We start from the raw sequence: 25,294 nt of genomic DNA on the forward strand, positions 1-25,294 counted from the left end.
TGCGAATCAGACGCGGCCCGTTGTGCGCGTCGTTCCGCAGCGGTTCGCGAACGGGACCGGGGAGCGGCCGCGTGTGTGTCCAACGACACCCGCCCCTGCGGCCCGGCCCTCGCGGCCGGCGCGCGGCTTCTGTAGACTGGGATCCTTATGGACAGCCACTCAGTGTGCCGGCCCGTCGCGAAAACGCGCAGCGCCGGCTCAAACCGTCTCAGCATGCCCACCTCTTCCGCCGCCCCATCGGAGCCTTCCGGTCCGGGCGCAGCGGACTCCGGCCCCGCCAGTGCGGAGCCCTCCAGACCGGGTTCCCCGGAAGATGACCTACGCACCCACGCCCGGCACCGTCGTCGTGCCGTGGTGTCTGTGGCGGGAACGACGGCGGTGAGCCGGTAGGTGGAATGGATCCTCCTGGCCCTGGGCCTGCTCCTGATCGGGGGCACCGGGTTCTTCGTGGCCGTCGAGTTCTCCCTGGTCGCCCTGGACCAAAGCACCGTCCAGCGCTCTGTCGCCAAGGGTGAACGTGGCGCCGAACCGCTGCTGCGTTGCCTCAAGTCGCTCTCGACCCAACTCTCCTCCTGCCAGCTGGGCATCACGCTGACGACCCTGCTGACCGGTTACGTGATGGAGCCGTCGGTGGGCAAGCTGCTCACCCCGCTGCTCGCCGCGGCCGGGCTGGGGCCCAGCGCCGCGCCCGTCTCCCTCATCGTGGCGATGGCTTTCGCGACGATCCTGTCCATGCTGGTCGGCGAATTGGTCCCCAAGAACCTCGCCATCGCCCGCGCGCTGCCCATCGGCCGGGCCATCGCCCGTCCGCAACTGGTGTTCACCGCGGTGTTCAAGCCGGCGATCGTCGTGCTCAATGGATTCTCCAACAAGGTCCTGCACACCATGGGATTGGAGGTCAAGGAGGAGATCTCCGGGGCCCGCAGCCCCGCCGAGTTGAACTCGCTGGTCCGCCGCTCCGCCGAAATGGGAACCCTGGACCGCGAAACCGCCCGGTTCCTCTCGCGCACGCTGCGGTTCTCGGAGCGTTCGGCGGCCGACGTGATGACCCCGCGCATCCGCATGGAGACCGTCGACCTTGACGAGCCGCTGGAATCGATCATCGAGACCGCCCGGCGCACCGGCTACTCCCGCTTCCCGGTGATCGGCGATTCCGCCGATGACATCGAGGGCGTCTGCCATGTGAAGAAGGCAGTCGCCGTGCCCCGCCACAAGCGCGCCGGGTTGGTCGCCGCCACGATCATGGAGGAGATCATCTCCGTGCCCGAAACGGTGCACCTCGACTCGCTGATCGCCGACCTGCGCGGGGCCAACCAGCAGGTCGCCATGGTGCTCGACGAATACGGCGGAACCGCCGGCATGGTCACGCTGGAGGACCTGGTCGAGGAGATCGTCGGGGAGGTCACCGACGAGCACGACCGGACCCAACCCGGCGTCCTGGTCTCGGCGACCGGCCGCTGGTATTTCCCGGGGCTGTTGCGCCCCGATGAGCTCGGCGACCAGGTGGCGGGGCTGAAGATCCCCGACGACGGCTCCTACGAGACCGTCGGCGGCTACGTGATGTCCATGCTCGGGCGCATCCCCGCAGTCGGCGACGTCGTGCCCACGGGCAACGGCGAACTGCTCGTGGAGGTCATGGACGGGCGTCGCGTGGACCGGCTGAGCTTCCAGGCCGCCGTCACGGACGACGACACCGACGGGAAGGAGGGGCGATGAGCGACTGGCTCGGAATCATGTGGCTCGTGCTGCTGCTGCTCGGCAACGCCTTCTTCGTCGCCTCCGAATTCGCGGTCATGACCGCCCGGCGCAGCCAGATCGAACCGCTGCTCGACACCGGGGTGAAACGGGCGCGCACGGCATTGAACGCGATGGAGAACGTCTCCCTCATGCTGGCGGTCTGCCAGCTGGGGATCACCGTCTGCTCGCTGCTGATCCTCAACGTGGCCGAACCGGCCATCCACCACCTCTTCGCGGGGCCGCTGGAATCGGTCGGGGTTCCGGTGGCCATCGCGGATACGACGGCGTTCGTCATCGCGCTGCTCATCGTCACCTTCCTGCACGTGACCTTCGGCGAGATGGTCCCCAAGAACATCTCCGTCTCGGTCGCCGACAAGGCCGTGCTGCTGCTGGCGCCACCACTGATCTGGCTCTCCAAGATCCTGCACCCGGTGGTGGCCTCGCTGAACTGGCTGGCCAACCATGCGCTGAAGCTCATGCGTATCGAGCCACAGGACGAGGTCACCAGCTCGTTCACCCTGGAGGAGGTCCAGTCGATCGTCCAGGAATCCACGCGCTCGGGCCTGGTCGAGGATGGCAGCGGCATCATCCATGGTGCGCTGGAGTTCTCCGACTACACCGCCGAGACCTCCATGGTCCCGCTCCGCGAGGTCGTCACCCTGCCGGCCGACACGACACCGGCCCAGTTCGAGAAGGCCGTCGGCCGCACCGGGTTCTCCCGCTTCGTCATCACCGACGAGGAGGAGAACCTGGCGGGCTACCTGCACCTGAAGGACGTCATGTCCATTCCGCCCTCGCGCTACGACCAGCCGATCCCGGTCACCCGGTTGCGCAACCTGGCCAACCTGGGCACCGACGTGGAGGTCGAGGACGCGCTCGGGATCATGCAGCGCACCGGATCGCATCTGGCCCGCGTCAACGACGCGGCCGGAAGCACCCGCGGCATCCTGTTCCTGGAGGACGTGCTGGAACAACTGGTGGGCGAGATCACCGACTCGAACGAACGCCGGGGCATCCGCCGGTTCAACCAGCAGGCCGATAATGAAAACGAGTCTCATTTGAGCTAGGCTGGTAGCCGCATCGCGCGCCCTCCACCGGACGTTGCGGTCGGCCCAGTCCCAGACGACCCACGCAGGAAGGCCCCCAGTGCCCGAAACCAGCCCATCCGGACCCGCTCCGGCGGTGAAGTTGCGCGGAGCGGGGCTGGACTTCGGGCCCCGCCGCCTCTTTGATGGCCTGGACCTGGACGTGCAGCCGGGGGAGTTCCTCGCCGTGCTCGGACCCAACGGCGCCGGCAAGACGACGCTGCTCAAGGTCCTGCTGGGACTCCAGCAGCTGAGCACCGGCAGCGTCGAGGTCGGCGGGCGGCCCGTGACCCGGGGTTCGCGCCACATCGGCAGCATCCCGCAACAGCGCGGGTTCCCGGCGGACACCGCACTGCGTGCGCGCGACCTGGTCGCCCTCGGCGTCGACGGGCACCGCTGGGGCCCCCGCCTGCTGCAGCGCCGCGAGGTCAGCGCCCGGGTGGACGAACTCCTCGAGCGGGTCGGCGCCACGTCGTACGCCGACCGGCCCGTTGGACTGCTCTCCGGTGGCGAACAGCAGCGGCTGCGTGCCGCCCAGGCACTGGCCGGGGAACCGGAACTGCTCTTGTGCGACGAACCGCTGCTCTCGCTGGACCTGCACCACCAGCAGGCCGTGTCGGCGCTGATCCACCGGCAAGCCTGTGACCACGGCAGCGCCGTCGTCTTCGTCACCCACGAGATCAACCCGATCCTGCAATACGTCGACCGCGTCCTCTACCTGGCAGGCGGCCGCTTCCACGTCGGCACCCCCGAACAGGTCATGCGCTCGGACGTCCTCTCCGAGTTGTACTCCAGCCCCATCGAGGTCTTCCGCAGCAACGGGCGCATCGTCGTCGTCGGCATGCCCGAGACGCTGGCCCACCACCATCCCACCGCCCCGGGCGCCGAACCCGTGGCCACCGTCGAAGGCGGCCTGCTGTGAACCCCACCGACATCTGGCAGACGATCTTCAGCTTCGAGAACTACGGCGAACTGCTGCCGCTGGTGGCGAACTCGATCATCGCCGGAGCCATCCTCGGCCTGGTCGGGGGACTGGTGGGCATCTTCGTGATGATGCGCGACATGGCCTTCGCCGTCCACGGGATCGCCGAACTGAGTTTCGCCGGCGCGGCGTTCGCGCTGCTGATCGGCGCCAACGTGGTCGCCGGATCGCTGGTGGGCAGCATCGCCGCCTCGCTGGTGTTGGGGCTCATGGGCGCCAACGCTCGCGACCGCAACTCCATCATCGGCATCCTCATGCCCTTCGGCCTGGGCCTGGGCATCCTGTTCCTCTCCCTCTACGAGGGGCGCAGCGCCAACAAGTTCGGCCTGCTCACCGGCCAGATCGTCGCCGTGGATTCGGTCCAGCTCGGGGTCCTAGCCGTCTGCTCGCTGGTGGTGATCGTGGGGTTGCTGGCCATCTGGCGGCCGCTGATGTTCGTCAGCGTCGACCCGGCCGTCGCCTCGGCCCGGGGCATCCCCGCCGGCCGGCTCTCGGTGGCGTTCATGCTGCTGCTGGGCCTGGCCGTGGCACTGTCCATCCAGGTCGTCGGCGCGCTGCTGGTGCTCTCACTGCTGATCACCCCCGCAGCCGCGGCCATCCGTGTCACCACACGGCCCGGACTGACCGTGGTGTTGAGCATCGTGTTCGCAATGACCAGCGTGGTCGGCGGCATCATGCTCGCCCTGGCCGGCCGGCTGCCGATCAGCCCCTACGTGACGACGATTTCCTTCGCCATCTACGTGGTGTGCCGCGTCATCTCGTGGCGGCGCTCCCGGATCCGCCGCAGCGCCGAGGAGGCTGCGGTACCGGTGGCCGCCTGAACGACGGCGGTGCCCGGCTTCGCTCCGGTCAGCCGGGTTCGGATTGCAGCTGCCAGGCCAGGGCCACGGCGTTCTCGATGGCCGCAGCATCCCCGTGCGCCAGATCGGCGACCACCATCATGTGCTTTTCGAATCGCGGGGGCACCGAAAACGTCCCTGGGTGATCGCGCAGCAATCCGGATCGACTGTCGAACGAGGTGCGGATCACCACCTCGTTCTCGCCCAGCTGCCGGGCAATGAGCCGGCCGTGCAGACTCCATCGTCCCAACCCGTCACGCCTCGATCCCCGGACGCCGGGGAACGAGGTGGCGAAAGTGCCGAAGGCGGTGAGGTCCACGACGCCAGTCTGGGACTGGGGTTCGGGGAGGAGAAGAGCAGGAAGCCGGTCGGCCCTAGGCCGTTTCCTGTCCACCGGACGCGCGCAGGCGGGTGCATTCGGGGCAGTAGCCGTAGATCTCCACGGTGTGGGAGGACTCCGTGAACCCGTGCTCGGTCGCGACGCGGGCCGCCCAGGTTTCCACTGCAGGGGCCAGGACCTCGACGCCCTTGCCGCACGAGCGGCAGACCAGGTGGTGGTGGTGGACCTCCGCCTCGCAGCTGCGGTAGGCTGCCTCACCGTCCCCGGAGCGGACGACGTCGAGCAGGCCGTCCTCGGTCATGGACTGCAGGATCCGGTAGACGGTGGCCAGGGAGACCTTCTCGCCGTTGTCCTGCAACAGGCGGTGCAGCTCCTGCGCTGAGACGAAGTCATCGAGCCGGCCCATCGCGGCGTCGACGGCGAGGCGCTGCTTGGTGACGCGCTGTTCGCGCCCACGCTTGGGTTCGACGTTCTCGGACATGGTGTAGCTGCACTCCTGGTGGTTCGCTTCCGGCCCGTGGCCGCGGTCGAGGACCGGCCGTTCGGACCAGCGATGACTGGCCGCATCAGCTTATCAGCGGGGCCCGCGCGAACTACTGTGGGGGTCATGAAGCTGACGAAACATGGACATGCCTGCATCCGCCTCGAGAAGGGTTCCCGGGTGATGGTCATCGACCCCGGAACCTTCACCGACGTCCCCACGGCCATGGCCGGGGCCGAGGCGGTGCTGGTTACCCACGAACATGCAGACCACATCGACCCGGCCGCGGTGCTGCCCATTGTCGACCGCACCGCCGGCGTGCACGTCTATGCGCCGCAGGAGGTGGTCGACCAGCTGCTCGGTCATGAGGCCATCGGTGGGGCTGCGGAACGGATCCATGTCCTGTCCCCGGAGGACGAACAGCACATTGCGGGCTTCGACGTGCGCGTTGTCGGCGGCCAGCACGCCCTGATCCACCCGCAGATCCCGGTGGTCGCCAACCTCGGCTACCTCATCGACGGGAGCGTATACCACCCGGGCGACTCGCTGATCGTTCCGTACGGAGTCACCGTTGACACGCTGCTGGTACCGCTGCACGCCCCGTGGTCGAAACTGCAGGAGACCGTTGATTTCGTCGTCTCGGTGCGCGCGAAACACGCCTATCCCATTCATGACGGGTTGCTCAACGAGATCGGTCTGGGCATGATGTCAGGTCATGTCACCCGCTTCGGGGCGTGGTACGGCTCCGTGTTCGAGTACCTGAAGGTCGGCGACAGCCGGGAGGTGTAGGGGCGTCGACCGCCCGACCTACGGTTCCGTGAGGATCTCGGCGCCGTCGTCCGTGATGGCGATGGTGTGTTCGGTGTGTGCCGTCCGGCTGCCGGTGACGCTGCGCAGCGTCCACCCGTCCGGATCGGTGACGAGTTCCGCGGTATCGGTCATGACCCAGGGTTCGAGGGCGAGCAGCAGCCCGGGGCGGAGCTTGTAGCCGCGGCCGGGGCGTCCGGTGTTGGCCACATGGGGGTCCTGGTGCATGGTTGAGCCGATGCCGTGGCCGCCGAACTCGGTGTTGATCGGGTACCCGGCCTGGCCCAGGACGGTGCCGATCGCATGGGAGATGTCGCCGATGCGGACCCCGGGCCCCGCCATGGCAATGGCGGCTGCCAGAGCGCGTTCGGTGGCGTCGATCAGGGCGACGCTTTCCGCCGGACGGGAACCGCCCACGATGAAGCTGATCGCCGCATCGGAGGCCACCCCGTTCAGGATGACGGCGAGGTCCAGCGTCAGCAGGTCCCCGTCGGCGAGGTGGTAGTCGTGGGGCAGGCCGTGGAGCACGGCGTCGTTGACGGAGGTGCAGATGTAATGCCCAAAGGGCCCACGGCCGAACGAGGGGGCGTAGTCGACGTAGCAGGAGCGCGCCCCGGCCTCGACGATCATTTCCCGTGTCCACCGGTCGATGTCCAGCAGGTTGGTGCCCACGGTGGCGCGGCGTTTCATGGTCTGGAGGATGCTGCCGACCAGCGCTCCGGTGTCCTTTGCCCGGGCCAGCCCGGTGCCGTTCAGGATCTCGATCATGCGATGCCTCTCCAGGTTTCCAATTACTATACCGTCCATGTTATCCCGGTATTAGAATAGGGGTCATGGTCAGATTGCCACTTACCCCCGAAGAGGTCCAGCGAGGCGAGCGCCTGGGCGCCGTTCTGCGAAGTGCCCGCGGCGCACGGTCGATGCTCGAGACCGCCCTGGACGCCGGGGTTTCCCCCGAGACCCTGAGGAAGATCGAGACGGGCCGGGTCGCGACGCCCTCCTTCCCCACCATCGCCGCGATTGCCGGCGTCCTGGGCCTGTCCCTCGACGGATTGTGGGCCGACGTCTTGGCCGAGGCCGGGACCGAGCCGGAGGCATCCCGACGCCGGTCGGGGGAGTGGATGGCCTCCTAGGCCTGTACCCCGCCGAATGGCCGGTCGTCCGTGAGACCGGTGTCGATGATGCAGAACAAGTTTCCATCCGGGGCGGCCAACACCACGAAGTCCGCGCCATCGGGGTAGTCCCACGGGACCCGGACGGCTCCCAGCACCAGCAGCCGCTCGACCTCGGCGGCCAGCTCCGCCGCGCTGTCGACCCAGAGGTCCAGGTGCGTACGATCGCTACCGTCCAGATGCAGCCGGGGCGCGGTGCCGTCCGATGGCGCGAGGAAGTCCGGGTTGGCCCCGGGCCGGTAGCCCAACGCCCGGCTCCAGAAAGCGGCCGCCCTTGCGGTATCGGACACGTTGAGGACGATGGCCCCGATGCGGATCATGGGCCCAAGCTACCGGCCTGCCGCGGGCAGCGGCAAGGGCTTCCGCGGCTCTGCTCAGCTGACCGGGGCGGCCGGTTCGACCCAGTCGCCGCCGGCCAGGAAGTCCTCGATGACCCCTTCAAAGGGTGTGGTGTCGATGCCCACCCGGGCCAGCCAGTCGGCGTCGTAATGGGAACCGGCATAGCGGTCGGCGCCATCGCAGATCAGCGAGACGATGCTGCCGGTCTGCCCCGCGGACCGCATGGAGGCGACCAGCCGCCAGATCTGCCACATGTTCGTACCGGTGGACGGCCCGGCGTGCAGTCCGGCCCAGTCGGCGAGGTGTCGCATCGCCGCGACGGAGGCTCCATCGGGCACGGTCTGGACCAGGTCGATGACCGAGGGCACGAAGCTCGGCTCCGGCAGGGACCTGCCGATGCCCTCGATGCGGCTGGGCGATCCGGTCACCGCGGCCGGGTCGCCGCCGTCGTTCCAGGCCTGCCACGCCGGCAGGAAGGCGGAGCCCTCGGGGTCGCCGACGGCCAGCCGGGTGGGATGGCGGTGGTAGCGGATGTAGCGTCCCAGCGTGGCACTGGTGCCCCCGGTGCCGGCACCGGCGACGATCCAGGCCGGGACCGGATGCGGTTCAAGCGCCAGTTGGCCGAAGATCGATTCGGCGATGTTGTTGTTCCCGCGCCAGTCGGTGGCCCGTTCGGCGTAGGTGAACTGGTCCATGTAGTGGCCGCGCGTTTCGGCGGCGAGGCGGCGGGCCTCGGCATCGACCGTCGAGGGGTCGTCGATGAGGTGGCAGGTTCCGCCAAGTCCGCGGATGAGGGCGATCTTCTGCTCCGAGGTCGTCGCGGCGACCACGGCGACGAACGGCAGGCCCAGCAGCCGGGCGAAGTACGCCTCGGAGACCGCGGTGCTGCCGCTGGAGGATTCCACGATCGTGGTGCCCTCGGTGATCCAGCCGTTGACCAGCCCGTAGAGGAACAGCGATTTGGCCAGCCGGTGCTTCAGCGACCCGGAGCGATGCGTCGACTCGTCCTTCAGGTACAGCTCCACGCCCCAGTCGGCGGGCAGCTCGACCTTGTGCAGATGGGTGTCGGCGGAACGGGCGGTGTCGGCCTCCAGGGCCAGGACGGCCCGGTTCACCCAGTCCCTCCCGGACGGCGGTTGTAGGGTTGGCTGCATCATCGAATCCACCCGCCCAGCCTACCCGCCGCCGCGGGCCGGGCGCCGGGTGGGCACCGCTGAAGGGAATGGGCATGCAGGTACTGATGGGTCCCGGGGACCTGGCCGAACGGATGGCCGCGGGGCAGCGCACCGTGCTGCTGGACGTGCGCTGGGCGTTGGGGCAGACGACCGGGCACCGCGACTATCTGGCAGGCCATCTTCCCGGCGCCGTGTACGTGGACCTCGAGGCCGAGCTGGCCGCTCCGGGGTCGCCCGAACACGGCCGGCACCCGCTTCCGGAGCCGGGGGACTTCGCCGCCGCCGTCGAACGCTGGGGCATACACCCCTCCGACACCGTGGTCGTCTACGACGCGGTCGGCGGCACCTCCGCGGCGCGCGCCTGGTGGCTGCTGCGCGACGCCGGGATGGACCGGGTCTTCCTGCTCGACGGCGGGCTGCAGGCCTGGCAGGAGGGCGGCGGGGCGCTCGAGACCGGTGAGGTGCACCCGGAACCGGGCAGCTGGGAGCCGACGCCGGGTGCCATGCCGGTCATCGACGCCGATGCGGCGGCGTCCTTCGCGCGGAAGGGGATCCTGCTCGATGCCCGGGCCGGTGAACGCTACCGCGGTGAGGTCGAGCCGGTCGATCCCCGGCCCGGCCACATCCCGGGGGCGTTGAGCGCCTCGACGGCCGAAAACCTGGATTCCACCGGCCGGTTCCATTCGGCCGGGGCCCTGCGCTCACGCTTCGCCGGTATCGCCCCCGGCTTGGCCGGCGGAGGGGACGACGGCGGGACTTCCGGCCTCGCGTCGCCGGCCGTGGCCGTCTACTGCGGTTCGGGGGTCAGCGCGGCACACGAGATCGCCGCCCTGGAGATCATCGGCGTGCGTGCGGCACTGTATCCGGGGTCGTATTCGCAGTTCTCCTCCGACCCCGCCCGTGAGGTGGCCACCGGCGCCTGAGTCCGCGGGTGCCCCGGTGGGCAGGGCGGCTGGCCCCACCGGCGCGGACGCGGGTATGTTCGATCTATGACGCCCCGGATCCCGCCCCCGCCCCGCGACCGGCTGGTCACGCACCGCCCGCGGGCCGACGGCACCACGGGAACGCGGCGGCACCGCCATGACGACGACCGGAAAGAGGGCACCGTGAGCACGCTGTTCACCAAGATCATCAACGGAGAATTGCCGGGACGCTTCATCTGGAAGGATCCGGACGTCGTCGCGTTCCTGTCGATCGGGCCGATCACCGATGGCCACACGCTGGTGGTGCCGCGCGAGGAAGTCGACCAGTGGACCGACGCCGAACCCGAACTGCTCACCCGGCTCACCGAGGTCGCCCGGGTGATCGGTCGGGCCCAGACCCGTGCCTTCGGTTCCGAGCGCGCCGGGCTCATGATCGCCGGTTTCGAGGTCCCACACCTGCACGTGCACGTCTGGCCCACCAACTCGCTGGCCGACTTCGACCTCACCCGGGCCGACTCGGACCCGAAGGCCGCACGCCTGGACGACAACGCCGACAAGCTGCGCACCGCGCTCCGTGAGGACGGGCATACGGATACGGTTCCGGCCGGCTAGCAAGCGCCCGACGGTTAAGCTGCCGCCTCGCGCAACGCCGTGCGGATGCGCTTTTCCGACACGGAGTAGGCGGTGCCGAGTTCCTGGGCGAACATGCTCACCCGCAGCTCCTCGAGCATCCATTTGATCCGTGCCAGCGGGGCCGGCGTCCGCATGCCCGCCGGCAGGGCGGACAGTGCGGCGTCGTAGGCGTCCTCGAGGGCCTGCACGGCCAGCATCGCCTGGTGGTCGCGGGCCACGTTCCCGGACTCCAGCTTGTCCATCCGCTTCGCGATCGCATCCAGGTAGCGGGGCAGCTGCGCCAGGTGCGCGTACCCGGTTCCGGCCACGAACCCGGGGTAGACCAGGTTGTCCAACTGGCTGCGGATGTCGGCCAACGCGTTGACCAGCGCCAGCGATGACGCCTTGGAGATGCGCTTGGAGATGATGCGGGCCGTGGAGAGCACCCGCTCCACGATCGCGGTCACGGCGAACACCGTGTCGATCAGCTCCGCGCGTACCTGCTCGAACAGCGCGTCGAATTCGGCACGGCTGAACGGCAGCTCGGCCGGCACCAGCCGGTCCAGCGCCGCCAGCGTGCAGTCGGCGATCAGCTTCTCCACCGAACCGTGCGGGTTCTGCGTGAAGACCAGCTTCTCCTTGTTGTTCAGGTGGTCCAGGACGTAGCGGGCCGGCGACGGGACCTGGAGCAGCAGCAACCGGATGACACCGGCACGATGCGCGGTGAGTTGTTCGTCCTCGTTGCGGAACACCGTCAGCGAGGCCGTCTCCCCGGCATCGAGCAGGCCCGGGAACGCGGTCACCTCGACGCCGGCGACCGTGGTGCTGACCTTGCGCTCGATCCGTTCCCCGGTGCCCAGCCCGTCGGGCCAGACGGTCAATCCGGTCCGCTCGCGGCTGGAGGGGGACGACGGCGGGGCCTGGACTGCGCGCGGGACGGCACCCCGGGCGGGGGAGCCGGGCTTCCCGCCCGCGCCGGGGGAGGTGGTGCCGCCGTCGTGCCGGGCCTCGGCCTCGCGCGCCGCGGCGAGCAGCGCCGGGCCGGCACTGCCCAGGGATTCGGCCAGGGCGGCCCGGTTCTGCGCCGCGAGGGTGCGCTGCAGGGTGGACAGGTCCTTGGATTCATCGAGGGTCCGGGCGCGCGCATCGACCACTTGGAAGGACGCCAACAGGTGTGGCGGCACCGACGCCCAGTTCCAGGACCCTGCCGGTATGACGACGCCGCGCATCCGGCGCAGGGCCAACTCCAGGGACGGCTCCAGGTCATCGGCGGTGGGGTCGAAGTCCGCGGCCAGGGCGGCAACCGCCTGCCGGGCCACGTCCGGGGCGGGCACGAAGTTCTTGCGGATCGCCTTGGGCAGCGACTTGATCAGCGACGTGACCAGCTCGGTGCGCAGGCCGGGGATCAACCACTTGAACCGTTCGGGGTCGAGCTGGTTCAGGAACAACACCGGAACCCGCACGGTCACGCCGTCGTTTTCCCCGGCACGTGCCGCGGGGTTGAACTCGTAGGAGAGATCCAGTTCCAGGTCCCCGTGACGCAGGGTGCGCGGGAAGTCGTCCTGGTTCAGTTCCTCGGCGTTGGCGTTGAACAGCTCGTCTGGGTCGAAGTCCAGCAGGGTCTCGTCGTCCGCGCGGGCCTTCTTCCACCACCTGTCGAAGTGGCGCTCGGAGACGACTCCGGCACCGACGCGCTGGTCGTAGAAGTCGAAGAGGTCCTCGTCCGTGGCGCCCAGGTCGCGGCGGCGCATGCGGGTCTCGAGTTCGTCGATGTCCGCCAGAAGCCGCCGGTTCCGCTGGAAGAACTTGTGGTGCGTCTTCCAATCGCCTTCGACCAGGGCGTGGCGGATGAACAGCTCGCGCGCGAGCTCGGGGTCCACACGTCCGTATTGGATGCGCCGCTGGGGGATGACGGTCACCCCGTAGAGGGTGGCCTTCTCATACCCCATGACCGAGCCCATCTTGCGGGACCAATGCGGTTCGGAATACGAGTACTTCATCAGGTGCTTGCCGACCTCCTCGACCCAGAGCGGGTCGAAGCGGGCGTTCACCCGGGCCCAGAGCCGGCTGGTTTCCACGAGCTCGGCGGCCATCACCCATTCGGGGTTCTTCTTGAACAGCGCGGATCCGGGGAAGATCGCGAACCGGGTGCCGCGGGCCCCGGCGTAGTCGCGCTTGCGCTCGTCGTAGGTGCCGATGTGGCTGAGCAGCCCGGCCAGCAAGCTGGTGTGGATTTCGCGCTCCAGCCCCGCGGGGTCCACCGGCCCGGTGGAGAGCGTGATGCCCAGCGGTTTGGAGAGCTGGCGCAGCTGGGCGAAGAGGTCCTGCCATTCGCGCACCCGCAGGTAGTTGATGAACTCCTTCTTGCACAGGCGGCGGAACGCCGAGGAGGAGAGCTCCTTCTGCTGCTCCTGCAGGTACTTGAACAGGTTCAGGAACCCCGAGAAGTCCGACGTCGCGTCGTCGAACCGGCGGTGCAGCTCGGTGGCCTTGGCCCGCTGTCCCGTTTCCTCCGAGGGGCGCTCGCGGGGGTCGCGGATCGTCAGGGCGGCGGCCAGGACCATGACCTCCTTGGCGCAGCCGCGTTGTCCGGCCTCCACGATCATCCGGCCCAGGCGCACGTCGACGGGCAGCTGGCTCAGCTTCCGACCCACCGGGGTGATCTTCGCGGAGGTCCCGTCGTCGACGGCACCGAGCTCGCGGAGCAGGGCCACTCCGTCGTTGACGGCCTTGGCATCTGGGGGCTGGACGAAGTCGAAGCCGGCAACGTCGCGCGGGGATTCCACCACGCCCATCGAGGACATCTGCAGGATCACCGCCGCCAGGTTGGTGCGCAGGATCTCCGGGTCGGTGAATTCCGGACGGGACTCGTAGTCCTCCTCCGAGTAGAGCCTGATCGCGATGCCGTCGGAGACGCGGCCACAGCGGCCCGAACGCTGGTTGGCGCTGGCCTGGGATACCCGCTCGATCGGCAGGCGCTGGACCTTGGTGCGGTGCGAATACCGGGAGATGCGCGCGGTGCCGGTGTCGATGACGTACTTGATGCCCGGCACGGTCAACGAGGTCTCGGCGACGTTGGTGGCCAGCACCAGGCGCCGGTTGGAGCCGGGATGGAAGACCTTGTGCTGCTCCTCCAGCGAAAGCCGGGCGAACAGCGGCAGCACCTCGGTCCCGGCCAGGCGCCGGTTGGTGCGCACCCGGGCGCGCAGGGCCTCCGCCGCGTCACGGATCTCGCGCTCGCCGGAGAAGAAGATCAGGATGTCCCCGGGCGCCTCGGTCGCCAGCTCGTCGACGGCGTCGCAGACCGCGTCCAGTGGATCGCGGTCCTCGTCCTCGGCATACTCGGCGTCGTCGTCCTCGCGGCCCTCCGCCGGGTTCAGTGGCCGGTAGCGGATCTCCACCGGGAAGGTGCGTCCGGAGACCTCGATGATCGGGGCGGGTACGACGGCGGTGACCCCGGCGTCCGCCGCCGGGGAACCAACGGGCGCGGGGGTACCGAAATGTTGGGCGAAGCGTTCGGGGTCGATCGTCGCCGAGGTGATGATGACCTTCAGCTCCGGGCGCTTGGCCAGGATGCGCTTGAGGTAGCCGAGCAGGAAGTCGATGTTCAGGCTGCGTTCGTGCGCCTCGTCGATGATCAGCGCGTTGTACTTGCGCAGCATCCGGTCGCGTTGGATCTCGGCGAGCAGGATGCCGTCGGTCATGACCTTGACCTGGGTGGCCCCCGAAACGTGTCCGGTGAAGCGGACCTGGTAGCCGATCTCCTCGCCCAGCGTGCAGTCGGTTTCCTCGGCGATGCGCTCGGCGACCGTCCGTGCCGCCAACCGTCGTGGCTGCGTATGGCCGATCATCCCGCCCTCGCCCAGTCCCAGCTCCAACAGCATCTTGGGCAGCTGCGTCGTCTTGCCGGATCCGGTTTCGCCGGCGATGACCACCACCTGGTTGTCGCGGATGGCCTCCATGATGTCGTCGCGGCGGGCGCTGACCGGGAGGGATTCGGGGTAGGTGATCTTTACAGCCATGGTTGAAACAGTCTAAGGGGCCGCCTCTGTGGCACCGTCCCCGGGGGATCGGGGCCCCTCCTGCGCAGCGACGCGGAGTGGAATACAAAATGTTGACAGTGTGTGGCCCAGGACACTATTCGTCTTCAATGGGGGGTCGAGCGGGCGACACCCGTCCATCGGCGTTGGGAGCGAATGGACAATGTGAGTTGGTTCACAGGTATCATCAAGAGGTCTTTGGGGACGAGGTCGTCAAAAGATTGTCGAATCACTCGTTGTGGACGACGGGTCCCGGTGGGCATCGATGACGATGCGCGCCGCCGGTGGATCCGCGGCCCATGAAAGGAAAAAACTCATGAACATCTCTCGCGCCGGCAAGCTGGCCACGGTTCTCGCGGCCACCGCACTGCTCGCCACCGCCTGCGGTTCCGGCAGCTCCGGGGACGCCAGCGCCCCCGATGAGGCCAAGCCCGTCAAGATCGGCATCTCGCAGTACGTAACCCACCCGTCGCTGGATGCCGTGACCAAGGGCTTCAAGGAGGGCATGGCAGACGCGGGCTACGCGGGTGACAAGATCAGTTACGATCTGCAGAACCCGCAGGCCGACGCCTCGACCAACACCGCGATCATGGGCCAGTTCGCCAACGACAACCTGGACCTGGTGCTGGCCATCGCCACGCCGACGGCCCAGGCGGCTGCCCAGGCGATCACCGATATCCCGGTCCTGTTTTCCGCCGTGACCGACCCGGTAGCGGCCAAGCTGGTGGCCAGCAACGAGGCACCCGGCGGCAACGTCACGGGCACCTCCGACAAGAACCCGGTCAAGGAACAGCTCGAGCTGCTCAAGAAGATCGACCCGGAGGCCAAGACCGTCGGCATCGTCTACTCCTCGGGCGAGGTCAACTCCGCCGTCCAGGTGGAGTGGGCCAAGGAAGCCGCCGCCGACCTCGGACTGGAGATCAAGGAGGCGACGATCTCCGCGTCGTCCGAGGTCCAGCAGGCAGCCAGCTCGCTGGACGTGGACGCGTTCTACGTCCCGACCGACAACGCAGTGGTCTCCGCCCTGGAGGGCCTCCTGCAGACCGCCCAGTCGAAGAAGATCCCGGTCATTGCGGCGGACGGTGATTCCGTCAAGCGCGGGGCCACCGCCACGTACGGCATCAACTACGAGAAGCTGGGCAAGCAGACCGCCGAGATGGCCGTGAAAATCCTCAAGGACGGCGCCAAGCCGGCGGACATGCCCGTGGAGACGCTGACCGACGTCGACCTGTACGTCAACACCGCAGCGGCCAAGAAGATCGGTGTGGAGATCCCGCAGGAACTGATCGACCAGGCAGCCGAGGTCTACAAGAAGTAGCGGGGCCCGCAGCTCCACGACGGTGGTGCCCGGCCATCCACCGGTGGCCGGGCACCACACCAGAACACCCCACGACACAAGGATCCACACATGATCACTGCGGTTGAACTGGGCCTGATCTACGCGATCATGGCGCTGGGGGTCTACCTGACCTTCCGCATTCTCGATTTCCCCGACCTCACGGTTGACGGCAGCTTCACCACCGGCGCCGCCGTGGCCGCCATCAGCATCGTCAACGGCATGCCCGCATTGCTGGCCACCGTGCTCGCCTTCTTCGCCGGCGCTGTCGCCGGCATCGTCACCGGCCTGCTCCACACCAAGGGCAGGATCAACGGGCTGCTCGCCGGCATCCTGACCATGATCGCCCTCTATTCGATCAACTTGCGCATCATGGGCAAGGCGAACGTACCCCTGCTGGGCGAGGACACGCTGGTCTCCCCACTGCGTGAGGCGCACCTGACGGGCGGCATCGTCTCCGTGCTGATCTTCTTCGCCGTCGCCCTGGTCCTGAAGTTCGTGCTCGACTGGTTCCTGCACACCGACGTCGGCCTGGCCATGCAGGCCACCGGCGACAACGAGGAGATGATCCGCAGCTTCGGCGTCAACACCGACAACCAGAAGATCCTTGGCCTGGCGATCTCCAACGGACTGGTGGCCCTCTGCGGGGCGATGATCGCCCAGTACCAGGGCTTCGCCGACGTCGGTATGGGCATCGGCCTGATCCTCATCGGCCTGGCGTCGGTCATCATCGGCCAGGCGATCTTCGGTACCCGCACGATCTTCGTGGCCACCCTGGCCGTCATCCTCGGTTCGGTGCTCTACCGCGTCTTCATCCAGGTGGCCCTGGACGCCGGCCTGGACCCGAACGACATGAAGCTGATCTCCGCGATCCTCGTGGTCGTCGCGCTGGTGCTCCCGCAGTGGAAGGGTTTCAACCGCTTCGGCAAGCGCATGCGCACCATCACCGCGGCAGCGGAAAAGCAGAAGGAGACGGTGTAGAAGCCATGTTGGAGATCAACAACCTGTCCAAGACCTTCTTCGCCGGAACGGTCAACGAGCGCAAGGCGCTGCGCCACATCAACCTCACCTTGTCCGAGGGGGAGTTCGTCACGGTCATCGGCTCCAACGGTGCCGGCAAATCCACCGTGCTGAACATGGTCGGTGGAAAACTGCGCCCGGACGCCGGCACCGTGAGGATTGCCGGCAAGGACGTCACCAAGCTCGCCGACCACTCCCGCGCCCGCTACATCGGCCGCGTCTTCCAGGATCCGATGGCCGGCACCGCGCCGAACATGACGATCGAGGAGAACATGTCACTGGCCCTGAACCGCGGCAAGCGGCGCGGGCTGGGACTCGGCGTGACCAAGGGCAAGCGCGAGCAGTTCGCCCACGAGCTCGCATCGCTCGAACTGGGGCTGGAGAACCGGCTGAAGGCCAAGGTCGGGCTGCTCTCCGGCGGTCAGCGGCAGGCGCTCTCGCTGCTGATGGCCACCTTCAGCGGGCCGAAGATCCTGCTGTTGGACGAGCACACCGCGGCGCTGGATCCGCAGCGTGCCGCCCTCGTGGCCCGGTTGACCGAGGAGATCGTCACCCGCCACCGGTTGACCACGCTGATGGTCACCCACAACATGGAACAGGCGTTGCGGTTGGGCACCCGGCTGGTCATGATGCACGACGGCGAGATCATCCTCGATCTCGACGCCGAGGCCAAGGCCAAGATGACGGTTCCCGGTCTGCTCAAGGAATTCGAGAAGATCAAGGGAGCCCAGCTCGACGACCGGACCATGTTGCAGTAACCGCACCGGCCACTGTCAGGGCCCGCGACCGGAGTCATCCGGTCGCGGGCCCCGGTCATTCCGGACCGATCCGGGACTGGAAATAGAGGTCGCTGTGGAGCTTGCAACCCGGGTTGAACCGGGCGCCGCAGCCCGGGCAATCCGCAGTTCCCAGGTATTCGGTGATGGTCCACTGCGCGCCGCAGACCCCGCACAGCACGGCCCGCGCGTCGTGCAGTTCCGGGGGCCAGGGGATGGCCGGATGCTGGCCGGGGACCTCGTCGTGGCAGCGGTGGCAGGGGTAGTACGCGTCGCAGCAGAAGAACCGGATGGCGATCACGTCCAGGACCGTGCGGTAGTGGGCGCACCGGGTCTGCCCGTCCACCATCTGCCCCAGCACCCGGGGCCGGCTCATCGCACACCCCGAGCCGTCAGCGCCTCGCCGAGCTCGTCGGCATGCTTGAGCGAGACCACCAGGAACGGGATGACGAAGCGTGCCAGGTTGCCGGAGGCGCCGCGGGCCCGCTGGGCCTCGCGGACCCCGGAGCCGAGTCGGGCCAGCACCGGCACCGTCGTGATTGTGATGCTCAGCAGCAGGGAGGCGCGTTGGGGGTCCAACCCCCACCGCTCGGCCGGTGCCAACAGCCGCTCAATGGTCTCGAGAAGGTCGGTGATGCGGGTGGTGATCACCAACAGGGAGGCCAGCAGGATGGTGGCCAGCACCCTGCTGGTGTTTGCCACGGCCGCTTCGGGGGCGACGAAGACCAATTGCACGCCGACGGTGATGGCCAGCAGCCAGCGCAGGGCGAAGAGCTGGCGGAACAGGACTCCGGTGCCCAGCCCCGCGACGGCGTAGCCCAGCGGTGCAATGGCCAGGGCCGCCCCGGCCGCCCACCAACTCGAGGGCAAAAACGACAGGGCCAGGACCACGACGGCCAAAGCCAGCGCCTTGGGCCCGGCGGGCATCCGGTGCAGCGGCCCCCGCCCGGGCTGGTAGAGGCTCAGCACACCAGCGACCGTTGGTAGGTGGCGATGACCTCGTCCGGGGCGCCGGTGGCGCCGATCCTGCCGTCTTCCACCAGCACCGCTGTATCGCACCGGGCCGCTAACGCCAGATCGTGGGTGACCAGCACGAGGCGGTGGCCCGGGCGGTCGAGCAGGTGCCCGGCCACGAGCCGGGCATTGCGGGCGTCGAGCAGCGCGGTGGGCTCGTCGGCAATGACCAGCTCGGGGGAGCGGATGAAGGCACCGCACAGTGCCAGCAGCTGCTTCTGCCCGCCGGATAGCTCATGGGCCGAGCGCCCGGCCAGCGCGGAGAGCGCGAAATCCTCCAGGGCTGCGGCCACCCGCTCGGCCACCACCCGGCGGGGGAGCTTGTCAGCGCGCAGGGAGAAGGCCACATCCTCCGCGACCGTGGGCATGATGATCTGCGCATCGGGATTGCTGAAGACCACTGCGGTCCGTCGACGCAACTGCCGGAGGTCCCGTACCGCGTCGATGCCATGGACGTGCACTTCGCCGGCCGAGGGGGACACCAGGCCGCCGATCACCCGGGCCAGCGTCGATTTTCCCGACCCGTTCTCGCCGATGATGGCGATCCGCCGGGCATCGAGTTCAACGGAGGCCCGATCGAGCACGGTGGTCCCGCCGAGGGCGACCGAGACGTCACGCAGCGATATGGTGCTCATCGGACCACCTCGAAGACCGCGGCCACGCCCAGCCCTCCGCCCACCGAAGCGGCAGCGAGGCCGATGGTGCCGGACGGCGCACCACCGCGCACCAGCCGGCTGAAGAGCCGGACGACGGACACCGCTCCGCTGGCTCCCCATGGATGTCCCCAGGCCAGCGCACCACCGTCTGCACAGACCCGCGGATCGTGATCGTCGACGCCGATCCGCTGCAGCACGGCCAATGTCTGGACGGCGAACGCCTCGACCAGTTCGATCGCCGCCACCTCGGCCACCGCCAGCCCGGCCGAGCGCAGTGCGGCCTCGATGGCCGGTGCCGCCCCGATGCCCGGGAGTGCCGGATCGCAGCCGATGACGGCGTGGGCGCGCAGTGCCAGCCCCGGCGCCGACGATGTCCCGCCAGGCACGAGGGCGACGGCGGCTGCCCCGTCGCTGATCCGGCACGAGTTCCCGCCCGTGAGGCTGCCTCCCGGGAACAGCGGCGTGAATCGGGGCAGGAGCGACTCCCCGCGTGCAGGCACCTCGTCGGCGCCCAGCCCGTTGGTGCGGACCAGTTCATCGGCGAAGGCGCCTCGACCGGCGGCCGCGACGGCCCGGCGGTGGGAGCGGGCGGCATACGCATCCTGCCGCGCGCGGGGGATGCCCGCCGCCACGGCCAGGTCCTGGGCCGCCCGCGGCATGCCGGGGTCCGGCCATCCGGCCGGAACGAAGGGGGCGCGGTCGTAGGGGAGCCCATCGACGGACCGCAGCGGCGCGGTCGATGCGCTTTCGGCACCCCCGGCCAGTTGCAGTCGGCCATCGCCGGCACTGATCGCCTGGGCCGCGGTGATGACCGCTGCCAATCCGCTGCCGCATTGCCGGTCCACGGTCAGCCCGGGTACCTCGTGTCCGAGCCCCGCACCCAGGGCCGCCACGCGCGCGGGGTTCCCGCCGGGCCCCATGCAGTTGCCCAACACCACATCGCCCACGGTGGTCCGCCGCCCCAGGGCCAGCTCGGCGTCGGCGAGCGCCGCCGACAAAACGGAGGAGGCCAACGCATCGACGGTCAGCGTGGAGAGAGCGCGGCCGCGCGTGGCGACCGGGGTCCTGCGGGCGGCGATGACCACCGGAGTCCTAGCGTTCAAGGACCTGCACCTCTCCGGTGGCGACCCGGCGCGCGAGTTCGGCCCGGGCGGGTTTCCCGCTGGCCGTGCGCGGCAGGATCGCAGTGAACCAGCGTCGTGGCCGGTGCGCGGGGGAGAGCAGTTCCCCGGCGGCGCGCCGCAATCCGGCGACATCGGGCACCCTGGTGCCTGCGGCCGGTTCGATGACCGCCGCTACCAGCTTGCCGATCTCTGGTGCCGGGAGGCCGAGGACGACGGCGTCTCCCACGCCGGGGACTAGGCGCAGCGCGGATTCGACATCTTCGGGGATCACTGTGGCCGAGGCCGTCAGGATCGCGCCGTCGGACCGTCCGCCGAAAACCAGCCGGTCGCCCTCCCGATAGGCCAGGTCACCGACGGTGTGCCAGTCCTCTTCGGTGCGCAGCGGTCTCGGTCCGGCATGTTCTGCGGGGTAGGCCAGGTAGCCGTCTGCGACATAGGGGGAGCGGACCCAGAGCAGACCCCCGCGCAGATCGACCTCGACACCGGTAAAGGGCGAGTACCCGGCGCCGGTGTCCACGGCGACCAGCGAGAGTTCGGCGGCCCCGTAGTAGGAGACCACCCGGATGCCGTGCGCTGCGGCCCGCTCCCGCAAGGAGGGGTCCAGCCGGCTGCCTCCGACCCATGCCGCCCGCAGCCGAGGTGGTGCGCCGTTGTCGAGCAGCCGGGACAGGGCCTGGGGCGTGCCGTGGAAAAGCGTCGCATCCGCGAAGTCCCCGGCACCGACGGCCTGGCCGCCGGGTAGCAGCGGCCGGGGTCCGCCCTCCAGGGCGTGGGCCAGCGAGAACAACGAGATCGACGCCGCCGGTGGTGCCGGCAAGGCCACCACGTCGTCGTCGTGCAGGCCCACCAGGTCGGCGAAGCCATCGAAGGAAGCCGACCATGAATCGGCCGAGCGCAGCACGATGCGGGGGAACCCGCCGCTGCCCGAGGTCAGGGTTGCCCAGCCAATCCCCGCAGGCACCGCGGATGAGGCACACAGCTTGTCGATCTCGTCCCACTGCCGGGCGGACCACCGGTCGTCACCCACCAGCGGCGCGGCGCCGGCGGAGCGGATGGCGGACAGGCGCTCAAGCAGCTGCCTCGTGGCTTCCGGGCCGGAGGGGCAGTGGCGCACCGGTATGAGCTGCCCGGACATCACCGGACCGGGTGCCCCACGCGCTCGCCGGCCGCGTCCGCCGTCGATGCACCTCGGGTGCCGGGTGCCGGGCGGGTGGCCCGCTGCCGGAAGGCCCGTGGGTAGGCGCGGGCCAGTGTCATCGTGATGGCCGCCGCGATGGCGACCTTGACCAGGTCGCCGGGCAGGAACACCAGGGATTGCAGGGCGGTGGCCTCCAGGGGCAGCCGGGTCACCAGTGCCTGGACCGGGATCCCCACGGCGTAGATGACCGGGATGCCGCCGACGAGGATCCCGAGCGTGGTCCGGATCCGCGTCAGCCGCGGGCCGCTGTGGACGATCGCGCCGATGACGGCGGCACCGGCGATCCAGCCGAAGAGGTACCCGGCCGAGGGGCCGACGAAGGCGCCGAGCCCACCTCGTCCTCCGGAGAGCAGCGGCAGCCCGATGGCGACAAGGGCCAGCAGGACCACCATGGACAGCGCGCCCCGCCATGGTCCAAGCACCGCGCCGGCCAGCATGACCCCCAGGGTTTGGGCTGTGATCGGGACGGTCCCGAAGACGGAGAACCCGCCGGGCAGGCCCAGTGCCGCCACGATGGCGGCGAAGACGGCGATACGGGCGATGTCGGTGGCATCGAGGCGGAGGCGGTTCATCGGGATCCTGGCTGCAGAACGACGTGACACGCTCTTGAACAGCGTTCACTTGAACGCTGTTCACTGTAGCTGGCTGCGGACCGTCCGGCAAGGGACGCCGGTGGCGCCGGTCGATCAGCCTTGCCCGTCGGCACCCCTCATGTTCTTGACCGCATGGGACAGGACCGCCTCTGCCCGCGGGCTCAGGACCATGCCGTCCGGCCAGATGGCGCAGACCGTCGTCTGGGTGGCTGGCGGCGACAGTGGGCGCACTGCGACCTTGCGCCCTTCCACGGTCAGGCTGTGTTCCTGCGGGCGGGACATGAGCAGGGCATAACCCAGCCCGCGCCCTACCAGCGCCTGCACCAGGACCACCTGCGGCATCGACGCGGCGACATGTGGCCGCAGGCCGCGCTCCTCGAAGACGCGATAGGTGTTCGCCGTGCTCGGACTCGACGCGTACATGATCAGGTCTTCTTCCGCCAGGTCGGCCAGGTCGACGGTCGCCCGGGCCGCCAGCGGATGGTTGGGTGGGAGCACCGCACGCAGCTCGGTTGGGTAAATCGTGCGCTGGCTGTAGCCGGCCGGCAACTCCAGGTCGTACACGATGGCCAGGTCGAGCATCCCGGCATCAAGAGCGGGAAGCAGCTCGTTGTGGGAGCCGACCATCACGTCGACGACGATGCCCGGGTAGCTGTCGGCCAGCCCGTCGAGCACGGACGGCACCACGGTGCTGGCGAAGCTCGCGAAGCAGCCCAGGCGCACGGGGCCTTTGAGCTCGCCGCCAACACCGGCCAGATCGTCGAGCAGTGCGTCTGCCTCGCGCAGCAGCAGTCGTGCCCGCTGCGCGAAGTATTGTCCCGACGGCGTCAACTGCAGGCCACGTGCCTTACGCCGCACGCACAGTTGCTCGCCGGTGGTTCGCTCCAATGCCGTGATGGCCTGCGAAAGGGCCGGCTCGGAGATGTACAGGCTGGCGGCCGCCGAACTCAGTGTCGGATGGTCCGGCAGGGCTGCGAAGAGCTCCAGTTGCCGGAGTGTGAAAGGGGGCATAACTTAACCTCATTCAAAGAAGTATCCAAGTCTTCTGAAGTTTACCTTTCTAAGAGACACCTGTCACACTTGCCTTTGATCGACCCCTTGACCACCACGGGGGGCCACTATCCCATCGCTACAACGCGCCCAGAAGCTTCGTGGCGCACCCTCGAGAAGGACATCCATGAGCATTGCAGCCCCCCGCTATTCGAAGGCCGCGAACCAACGCCGCGTCGCGCTGGCCACGATCATCGGCACCACCATTGAGTGGTACGACTTCTTCATCTACGCCACCGCCGCAGGGCTGGTGTTCGCACAGATCTTCTTCCAGCCGGCCGGTTCATCGATCGGCCTGCTGCTGTCGTTCGCCTCCGTCGGCATCAGCTTCCTGTTCCGTCCCCTGGGCGCGTTCCTGGCCGGGCACTACGGCGACAAGATCGGTCGCCGCGCCATGCTCGTGGTCACGCTGATCCTGATGGGCGCCTCGACCATGCTCATCGGCGTGTTGCCGACCTACGAAACAGCAGGCGTCGTGGCGCCGGTCATGCTGCTGCTCCTGCGCATCATGCAGGGAATCTCCGCCGGCGGCGAGTGGGGTGGCGCGGTGCTCATGGCCGTCGAACACGCCCCCCGTGACCGCCGCGGCCGGGCCGGGGCGTTCCCACAGCTCGGCGTCCCGCTGGGCATGCTGCTCGCCTCGGGCATCACCGCGATCATGACCGGCTGGATCTCCCCGGGCGCGGCCTTCATGGAGTGGGGCTGGCGCGTCCCGTTCCTGCTGAGCATCGTGCTGGTCGTCGTGGGCTACTTCGTCCGCAAGTCGGTCGACGAATCCCCGATCTTCCAGGAGATCGCCGCGAAGAAGCAGCAATCAAAGGTGCCCGTCGTCGAACTGTTCCGCAAGCACTGGCTGCTGGTCCTCCTCGCCGCCCTGGTCTTCGCCGGCAACAACGCCGCCGGCTACATGGCCACCGGCGGCTTCATCCCCGCCTACGCCACCAGCCCCGCCGTCGGCCTGGAGCGGACCACGGTACTGATCGCCATTTCCTTCGGCGCCGCGATGTGGTTCATCTTCACCGCCCTCGCCGGTTACCTCTCCGACAGGATCGGGCGCAAGCGAACCTACCTGATCGGCTTCAGCGCCCAGCTCCTCGCGGTGTTCCCGCTGTTCTGGATGATCAACACCGCCTCGCTGCCCATGCTGTACCTGGCCCTGGGGATCTTCGCCTTCGGCCTCGGCCTGGGCTACGGTCCGCAGGCGGCCTGGTACTCGGAGATCTTCCCGGCCTCCGTGCGCTTCTCCGGCGTTTCCATCTCCTACGCGCTGGGAGCCATTCTCGGGGGCGCCTTCGCGCCGACCATCGCACAGGCCCTGGTCCAGGCCACCGGCGGCACCACGGCCGTCTCGGTGTACCTGCTCGGCATGACCTTGGTCTCCATCGTCGCCGTGTTGATCCTGCGTGACCGCCCCGGCATCGACCTCTCCATCAACAACCAGGCCGAGCAGGAGGTCGGGGCCACCGTCTTCGACAAGCGCCGCGCCGCCTCCACAGACGAACTGGCGAAGATGGAGGTCTAGCGGCCCGCCCAACAACGACTCCCGGGGGATCCCCTCCGGCACCAGGCGCCGTCCGTGGCTTGCCGGGCATCCACCCCAGATGCCCCGCCGGCCACGGGCGGCGCTGTGGTGCATCGTGTTCTGCCCCATGTCCGATGCGCGGTGGCCGCGCAAACGGCGCACCAAAGCGTCAGAAGATGTGCGCGTGGACCCGGTCGACGCCTGGGGGAGCAGTCGCCAGTTGCCATCTACCTGGAGTCGCCGGGATTGCGCCCGGTGTTGTCACCGGCGCCGGTTGGACCACGGTGTCGCATCCTGCGTCAGGGTGCGAAAAAGGCCCCCGGCATGAAGCCGGGGACCTCTTTCAGGTGCCCCCCAGTGGTGCCCTCGAAAGGATTCGAACCTTCGACCTGCTGCTCCGGAGGCAGCCGCTCTATCCCCTGAGCTACGAGGGCGTGCCGCGACGTTGTCTGCGGCGGGAACCTCAAAGAGCT

25 protein-coding genes and 1 tRNA gene are annotated in these 25,294 nt (G+C 68.8%); 12 read left to right on the forward strand and 14 right to left on the reverse strand.

What is annotated here, in order from left to right:
• Window positions 1-390 precede the first annotated feature (390 nt).
• The 4 genes from AC1MEQ_RS17465 (at window position 391) to AC1MEQ_RS17480 (ending at window position 4,625) form a co-directional block, all read left to right on the forward strand.
• The gene (locus AC1MEQ_RS17465) at window positions 391-1,716 is read left to right on the forward strand and encodes a hemolysin family protein (RefSeq protein WP_479792536.1); all 1,326 of its coding nucleotides are present in this window, start codon (window positions 391-393) and stop codon (window positions 1,714-1,716) included.
• Window positions 1,713-2,804: a hemolysin family protein gene (locus AC1MEQ_RS17470; protein ID WP_479792538.1), complete on the forward strand. Its 1,092-nt coding sequence runs from the start codon at window positions 1,713-1,715 to the stop codon at window positions 2,802-2,804. The genes AC1MEQ_RS17465 and AC1MEQ_RS17470 overlap by 4 nt, the downstream gene beginning before the upstream one ends.
• A gap of 79 nt (window positions 2,805-2,883) precedes the next feature.
• A complete protein-coding gene (locus AC1MEQ_RS17475) occupies window positions 2,884-3,744 on the forward strand; it encodes a metal ABC transporter ATP-binding protein (RefSeq protein WP_479792540.1) in 861 nt (286 codons plus the stop codon).
• The gene (locus tag AC1MEQ_RS17480; RefSeq protein WP_479792541.1) at window positions 3,741-4,625 is read left to right on the forward strand and encodes a metal ABC transporter permease; all 885 of its coding nucleotides are present in this window, start codon (window positions 3,741-3,743) and stop codon (window positions 4,623-4,625) included. The genes AC1MEQ_RS17475 and AC1MEQ_RS17480 overlap by 4 nt, the downstream gene beginning before the upstream one ends.
• A 28-nt stretch (window positions 4,626-4,653) precedes the next feature.
• Here the strand turns inward: AC1MEQ_RS17480 and AC1MEQ_RS17485 are convergent, their stop codons facing one another.
• Window positions 4,654-4,962 carry a hypothetical protein gene (locus AC1MEQ_RS17485; protein WP_479792543.1) on the reverse strand — a complete coding sequence of 103 codons (309 nt, stop codon included), beginning with the start codon at window positions 4,960-4,962 and terminating at the stop codon, window positions 4,654-4,656.
• Between the two features lie 55 nt (window positions 4,963-5,017).
• A complete protein-coding gene (locus tag AC1MEQ_RS17490) occupies window positions 5,018-5,464 on the reverse strand; it encodes a Fur family transcriptional regulator (RefSeq protein WP_479792544.1) in 447 nt (148 codons plus the stop codon).
• 126 nt (window positions 5,465-5,590) lie between these two features.
• On the opposite strand from AC1MEQ_RS17490, the gene AC1MEQ_RS17495 reads away from it, so the two are divergent.
• Window positions 5,591-6,253, forward strand: coding sequence for an MBL fold metallo-hydrolase (locus AC1MEQ_RS17495; RefSeq protein ID WP_479792546.1), 663 nt, complete (start codon window positions 5,591-5,593; stop codon window positions 6,251-6,253).
• Between the two features lie 18 nt (window positions 6,254-6,271).
• On the opposite strand, the gene map is transcribed toward AC1MEQ_RS17495, so the two are convergent.
• Complete coding sequence (map, locus tag AC1MEQ_RS17500; protein WP_479792548.1) at window positions 6,272-7,039, reverse strand: type I methionyl aminopeptidase; 768 nt, start codon at window positions 7,037-7,039, stop codon at window positions 6,272-6,274.
• Between the two features lie 65 nt (window positions 7,040-7,104).
• On the opposite strand from map, the gene AC1MEQ_RS17505 reads away from it, so the two are divergent.
• Complete coding sequence (locus tag AC1MEQ_RS17505; RefSeq protein WP_479792550.1) at window positions 7,105-7,404, forward strand: helix-turn-helix domain-containing protein; 300 nt, start codon at window positions 7,105-7,107, stop codon at window positions 7,402-7,404.
• On the opposite strand, the gene AC1MEQ_RS17510 is transcribed toward AC1MEQ_RS17505, so the two are convergent.
• Both AC1MEQ_RS17510 and AC1MEQ_RS17515 read right to left on the reverse strand, forming a co-directional pair.
• Window positions 7,401-7,763, reverse strand: coding sequence for a VOC family protein (locus AC1MEQ_RS17510; protein ID WP_479792552.1), 363 nt, complete (start codon window positions 7,761-7,763; stop codon window positions 7,401-7,403). The genes AC1MEQ_RS17505 and AC1MEQ_RS17510 overlap by 4 nt on opposite strands.
• Window positions 7,764-7,817: 54 nt before the next feature.
• Window positions 7,818-8,936, reverse strand: a complete 1,119-nt coding sequence (locus tag AC1MEQ_RS17515) for a PLP-dependent cysteine synthase family protein (protein WP_479796173.1) — start codon at window positions 8,934-8,936, stop codon at window positions 7,818-7,820.
• Window positions 8,937-9,010: 74 nt separating this feature from the next.
• On the opposite strand from AC1MEQ_RS17515, the gene AC1MEQ_RS17520 reads away from it, so the two are divergent.
• Together AC1MEQ_RS17520 and AC1MEQ_RS17525 are read left to right on the forward strand one after the other, a co-directional pair.
• Complete coding sequence (locus tag AC1MEQ_RS17520; protein ID WP_479792554.1) at window positions 9,011-9,880, forward strand: sulfurtransferase; 870 nt, start codon at window positions 9,011-9,013, stop codon at window positions 9,878-9,880.
• Between the two features lie 66 nt (window positions 9,881-9,946).
• A complete protein-coding gene (locus AC1MEQ_RS17525; protein ID WP_479792556.1) occupies window positions 9,947-10,492 on the forward strand; it encodes an HIT family protein in 546 nt (181 codons plus the stop codon).
• A 14-nt stretch (window positions 10,493-10,506) separates the two neighbouring features.
• On the opposite strand, the gene hrpA is transcribed toward AC1MEQ_RS17525, so the two are convergent.
• Window positions 10,507-14,514 (reverse strand): ATP-dependent RNA helicase HrpA, encoded by a 4,008-nt coding sequence (gene hrpA, locus AC1MEQ_RS17530; protein WP_479792557.1) that lies wholly within the window; start codon window positions 14,512-14,514, stop codon window positions 10,507-10,509.
• A gap of 334 nt (window positions 14,515-14,848) precedes the next feature.
• Between hrpA and AC1MEQ_RS17535 the strand changes: the two genes are divergently transcribed.
• From AC1MEQ_RS17535 to AC1MEQ_RS17545, 3 genes are all read left to right on the forward strand, one after another.
• Window positions 14,849-15,850, forward strand: coding sequence for an ABC transporter substrate-binding protein (locus AC1MEQ_RS17535; protein WP_479792559.1), 1,002 nt, complete (start codon window positions 14,849-14,851; stop codon window positions 15,848-15,850).
• 90 nt (window positions 15,851-15,940) lie between these two features.
• A complete protein-coding gene (locus AC1MEQ_RS17540; protein ID WP_479792560.1) occupies window positions 15,941-16,849 on the forward strand; it encodes an ABC transporter permease in 909 nt (302 codons plus the stop codon).
• A gap of 5 nt (window positions 16,850-16,854) precedes the next feature.
• Window positions 16,855-17,646: an ABC transporter ATP-binding protein gene (locus tag AC1MEQ_RS17545; protein WP_479792562.1), complete on the forward strand. Its 792-nt coding sequence runs from the start codon at window positions 16,855-16,857 to the stop codon at window positions 17,644-17,646.
• A gap of 55 nt (window positions 17,647-17,701) precedes the next feature.
• Here AC1MEQ_RS17545 and AC1MEQ_RS17550 read toward each other — a convergent pair whose 3' ends face one another.
• The 7 genes from AC1MEQ_RS17550 to AC1MEQ_RS17580 all read right to left on the reverse strand — a co-directional run bounded on the left by AC1MEQ_RS17550 (window position 17,702) and on the right by AC1MEQ_RS17580 (window position 23,260).
• Window positions 17,702-18,040 carry a CHY zinc finger protein gene (locus tag AC1MEQ_RS17550; protein ID WP_479792564.1) on the reverse strand — a complete coding sequence of 113 codons (339 nt, stop codon included), beginning with the start codon at window positions 18,038-18,040 and terminating at the stop codon, window positions 17,702-17,704.
• Window positions 18,037-18,633 carry an energy-coupling factor transporter transmembrane component T family protein gene (locus tag AC1MEQ_RS17555; protein WP_479792566.1) on the reverse strand — a complete coding sequence of 199 codons (597 nt, stop codon included), beginning with the start codon at window positions 18,631-18,633 and terminating at the stop codon, window positions 18,037-18,039. Before AC1MEQ_RS17555 ends, AC1MEQ_RS17550 begins: the two co-directional genes overlap by 4 nt.
• The gene (locus AC1MEQ_RS17560; RefSeq protein WP_479792568.1) at window positions 18,627-19,313 is read right to left on the reverse strand and encodes an energy-coupling factor ABC transporter ATP-binding protein; all 687 of its coding nucleotides are present in this window, start codon (window positions 19,311-19,313) and stop codon (window positions 18,627-18,629) included. Before AC1MEQ_RS17560 ends, AC1MEQ_RS17555 begins: the two co-directional genes overlap by 7 nt.
• Entirely contained in the window at window positions 19,310-20,437 is a 1,128-nt protein-coding gene (locus AC1MEQ_RS17565) for a thiolase family protein (protein WP_479792569.1), read from the reverse strand. Before AC1MEQ_RS17565 ends, AC1MEQ_RS17560 begins: the two co-directional genes overlap by 4 nt.
• Window positions 20,427-21,593 (reverse strand): class I adenylate-forming enzyme family protein, encoded by a 1,167-nt coding sequence (locus tag AC1MEQ_RS17570; RefSeq protein WP_479792571.1) that lies wholly within the window; start codon window positions 21,591-21,593, stop codon window positions 20,427-20,429. The genes AC1MEQ_RS17565 and AC1MEQ_RS17570 overlap by 11 nt, the downstream gene beginning before the upstream one ends.
• Window positions 21,593-22,228: a biotin transporter BioY gene (locus AC1MEQ_RS17575; protein WP_479792573.1), complete on the reverse strand. Its 636-nt coding sequence runs from the start codon at window positions 22,226-22,228 to the stop codon at window positions 21,593-21,595. The genes AC1MEQ_RS17570 and AC1MEQ_RS17575 overlap by 1 nt, the downstream gene beginning before the upstream one ends.
• Window positions 22,229-22,342: 114 nt before the next feature.
• Window positions 22,343-23,260: a LysR family transcriptional regulator gene (locus AC1MEQ_RS17580; protein ID WP_479792574.1), complete on the reverse strand. Its 918-nt coding sequence runs from the start codon at window positions 23,258-23,260 to the stop codon at window positions 22,343-22,345.
• A 166-nt stretch (window positions 23,261-23,426) separates the two neighbouring features.
• On the opposite strand from AC1MEQ_RS17580, the gene AC1MEQ_RS17585 reads away from it, so the two are divergent.
• On the forward strand, window positions 23,427-24,821 hold the full coding sequence (locus AC1MEQ_RS17585) for an MFS transporter (protein ID WP_479792575.1): 1,395 nt from the start codon (window positions 23,427-23,429) through the stop codon (window positions 24,819-24,821).
• Between the two features lie 358 nt (window positions 24,822-25,179).
• On the opposite strand, the gene AC1MEQ_RS17590 is transcribed toward AC1MEQ_RS17585, so the two are convergent.
• Window positions 25,180-25,255, reverse strand: a tRNA-Arg gene (locus AC1MEQ_RS17590).
• Window positions 25,256-25,294 lie beyond the last annotated feature (39 nt).

Source organism: Arthrobacter sp. ASL1 (assembly GCF_056680475.1).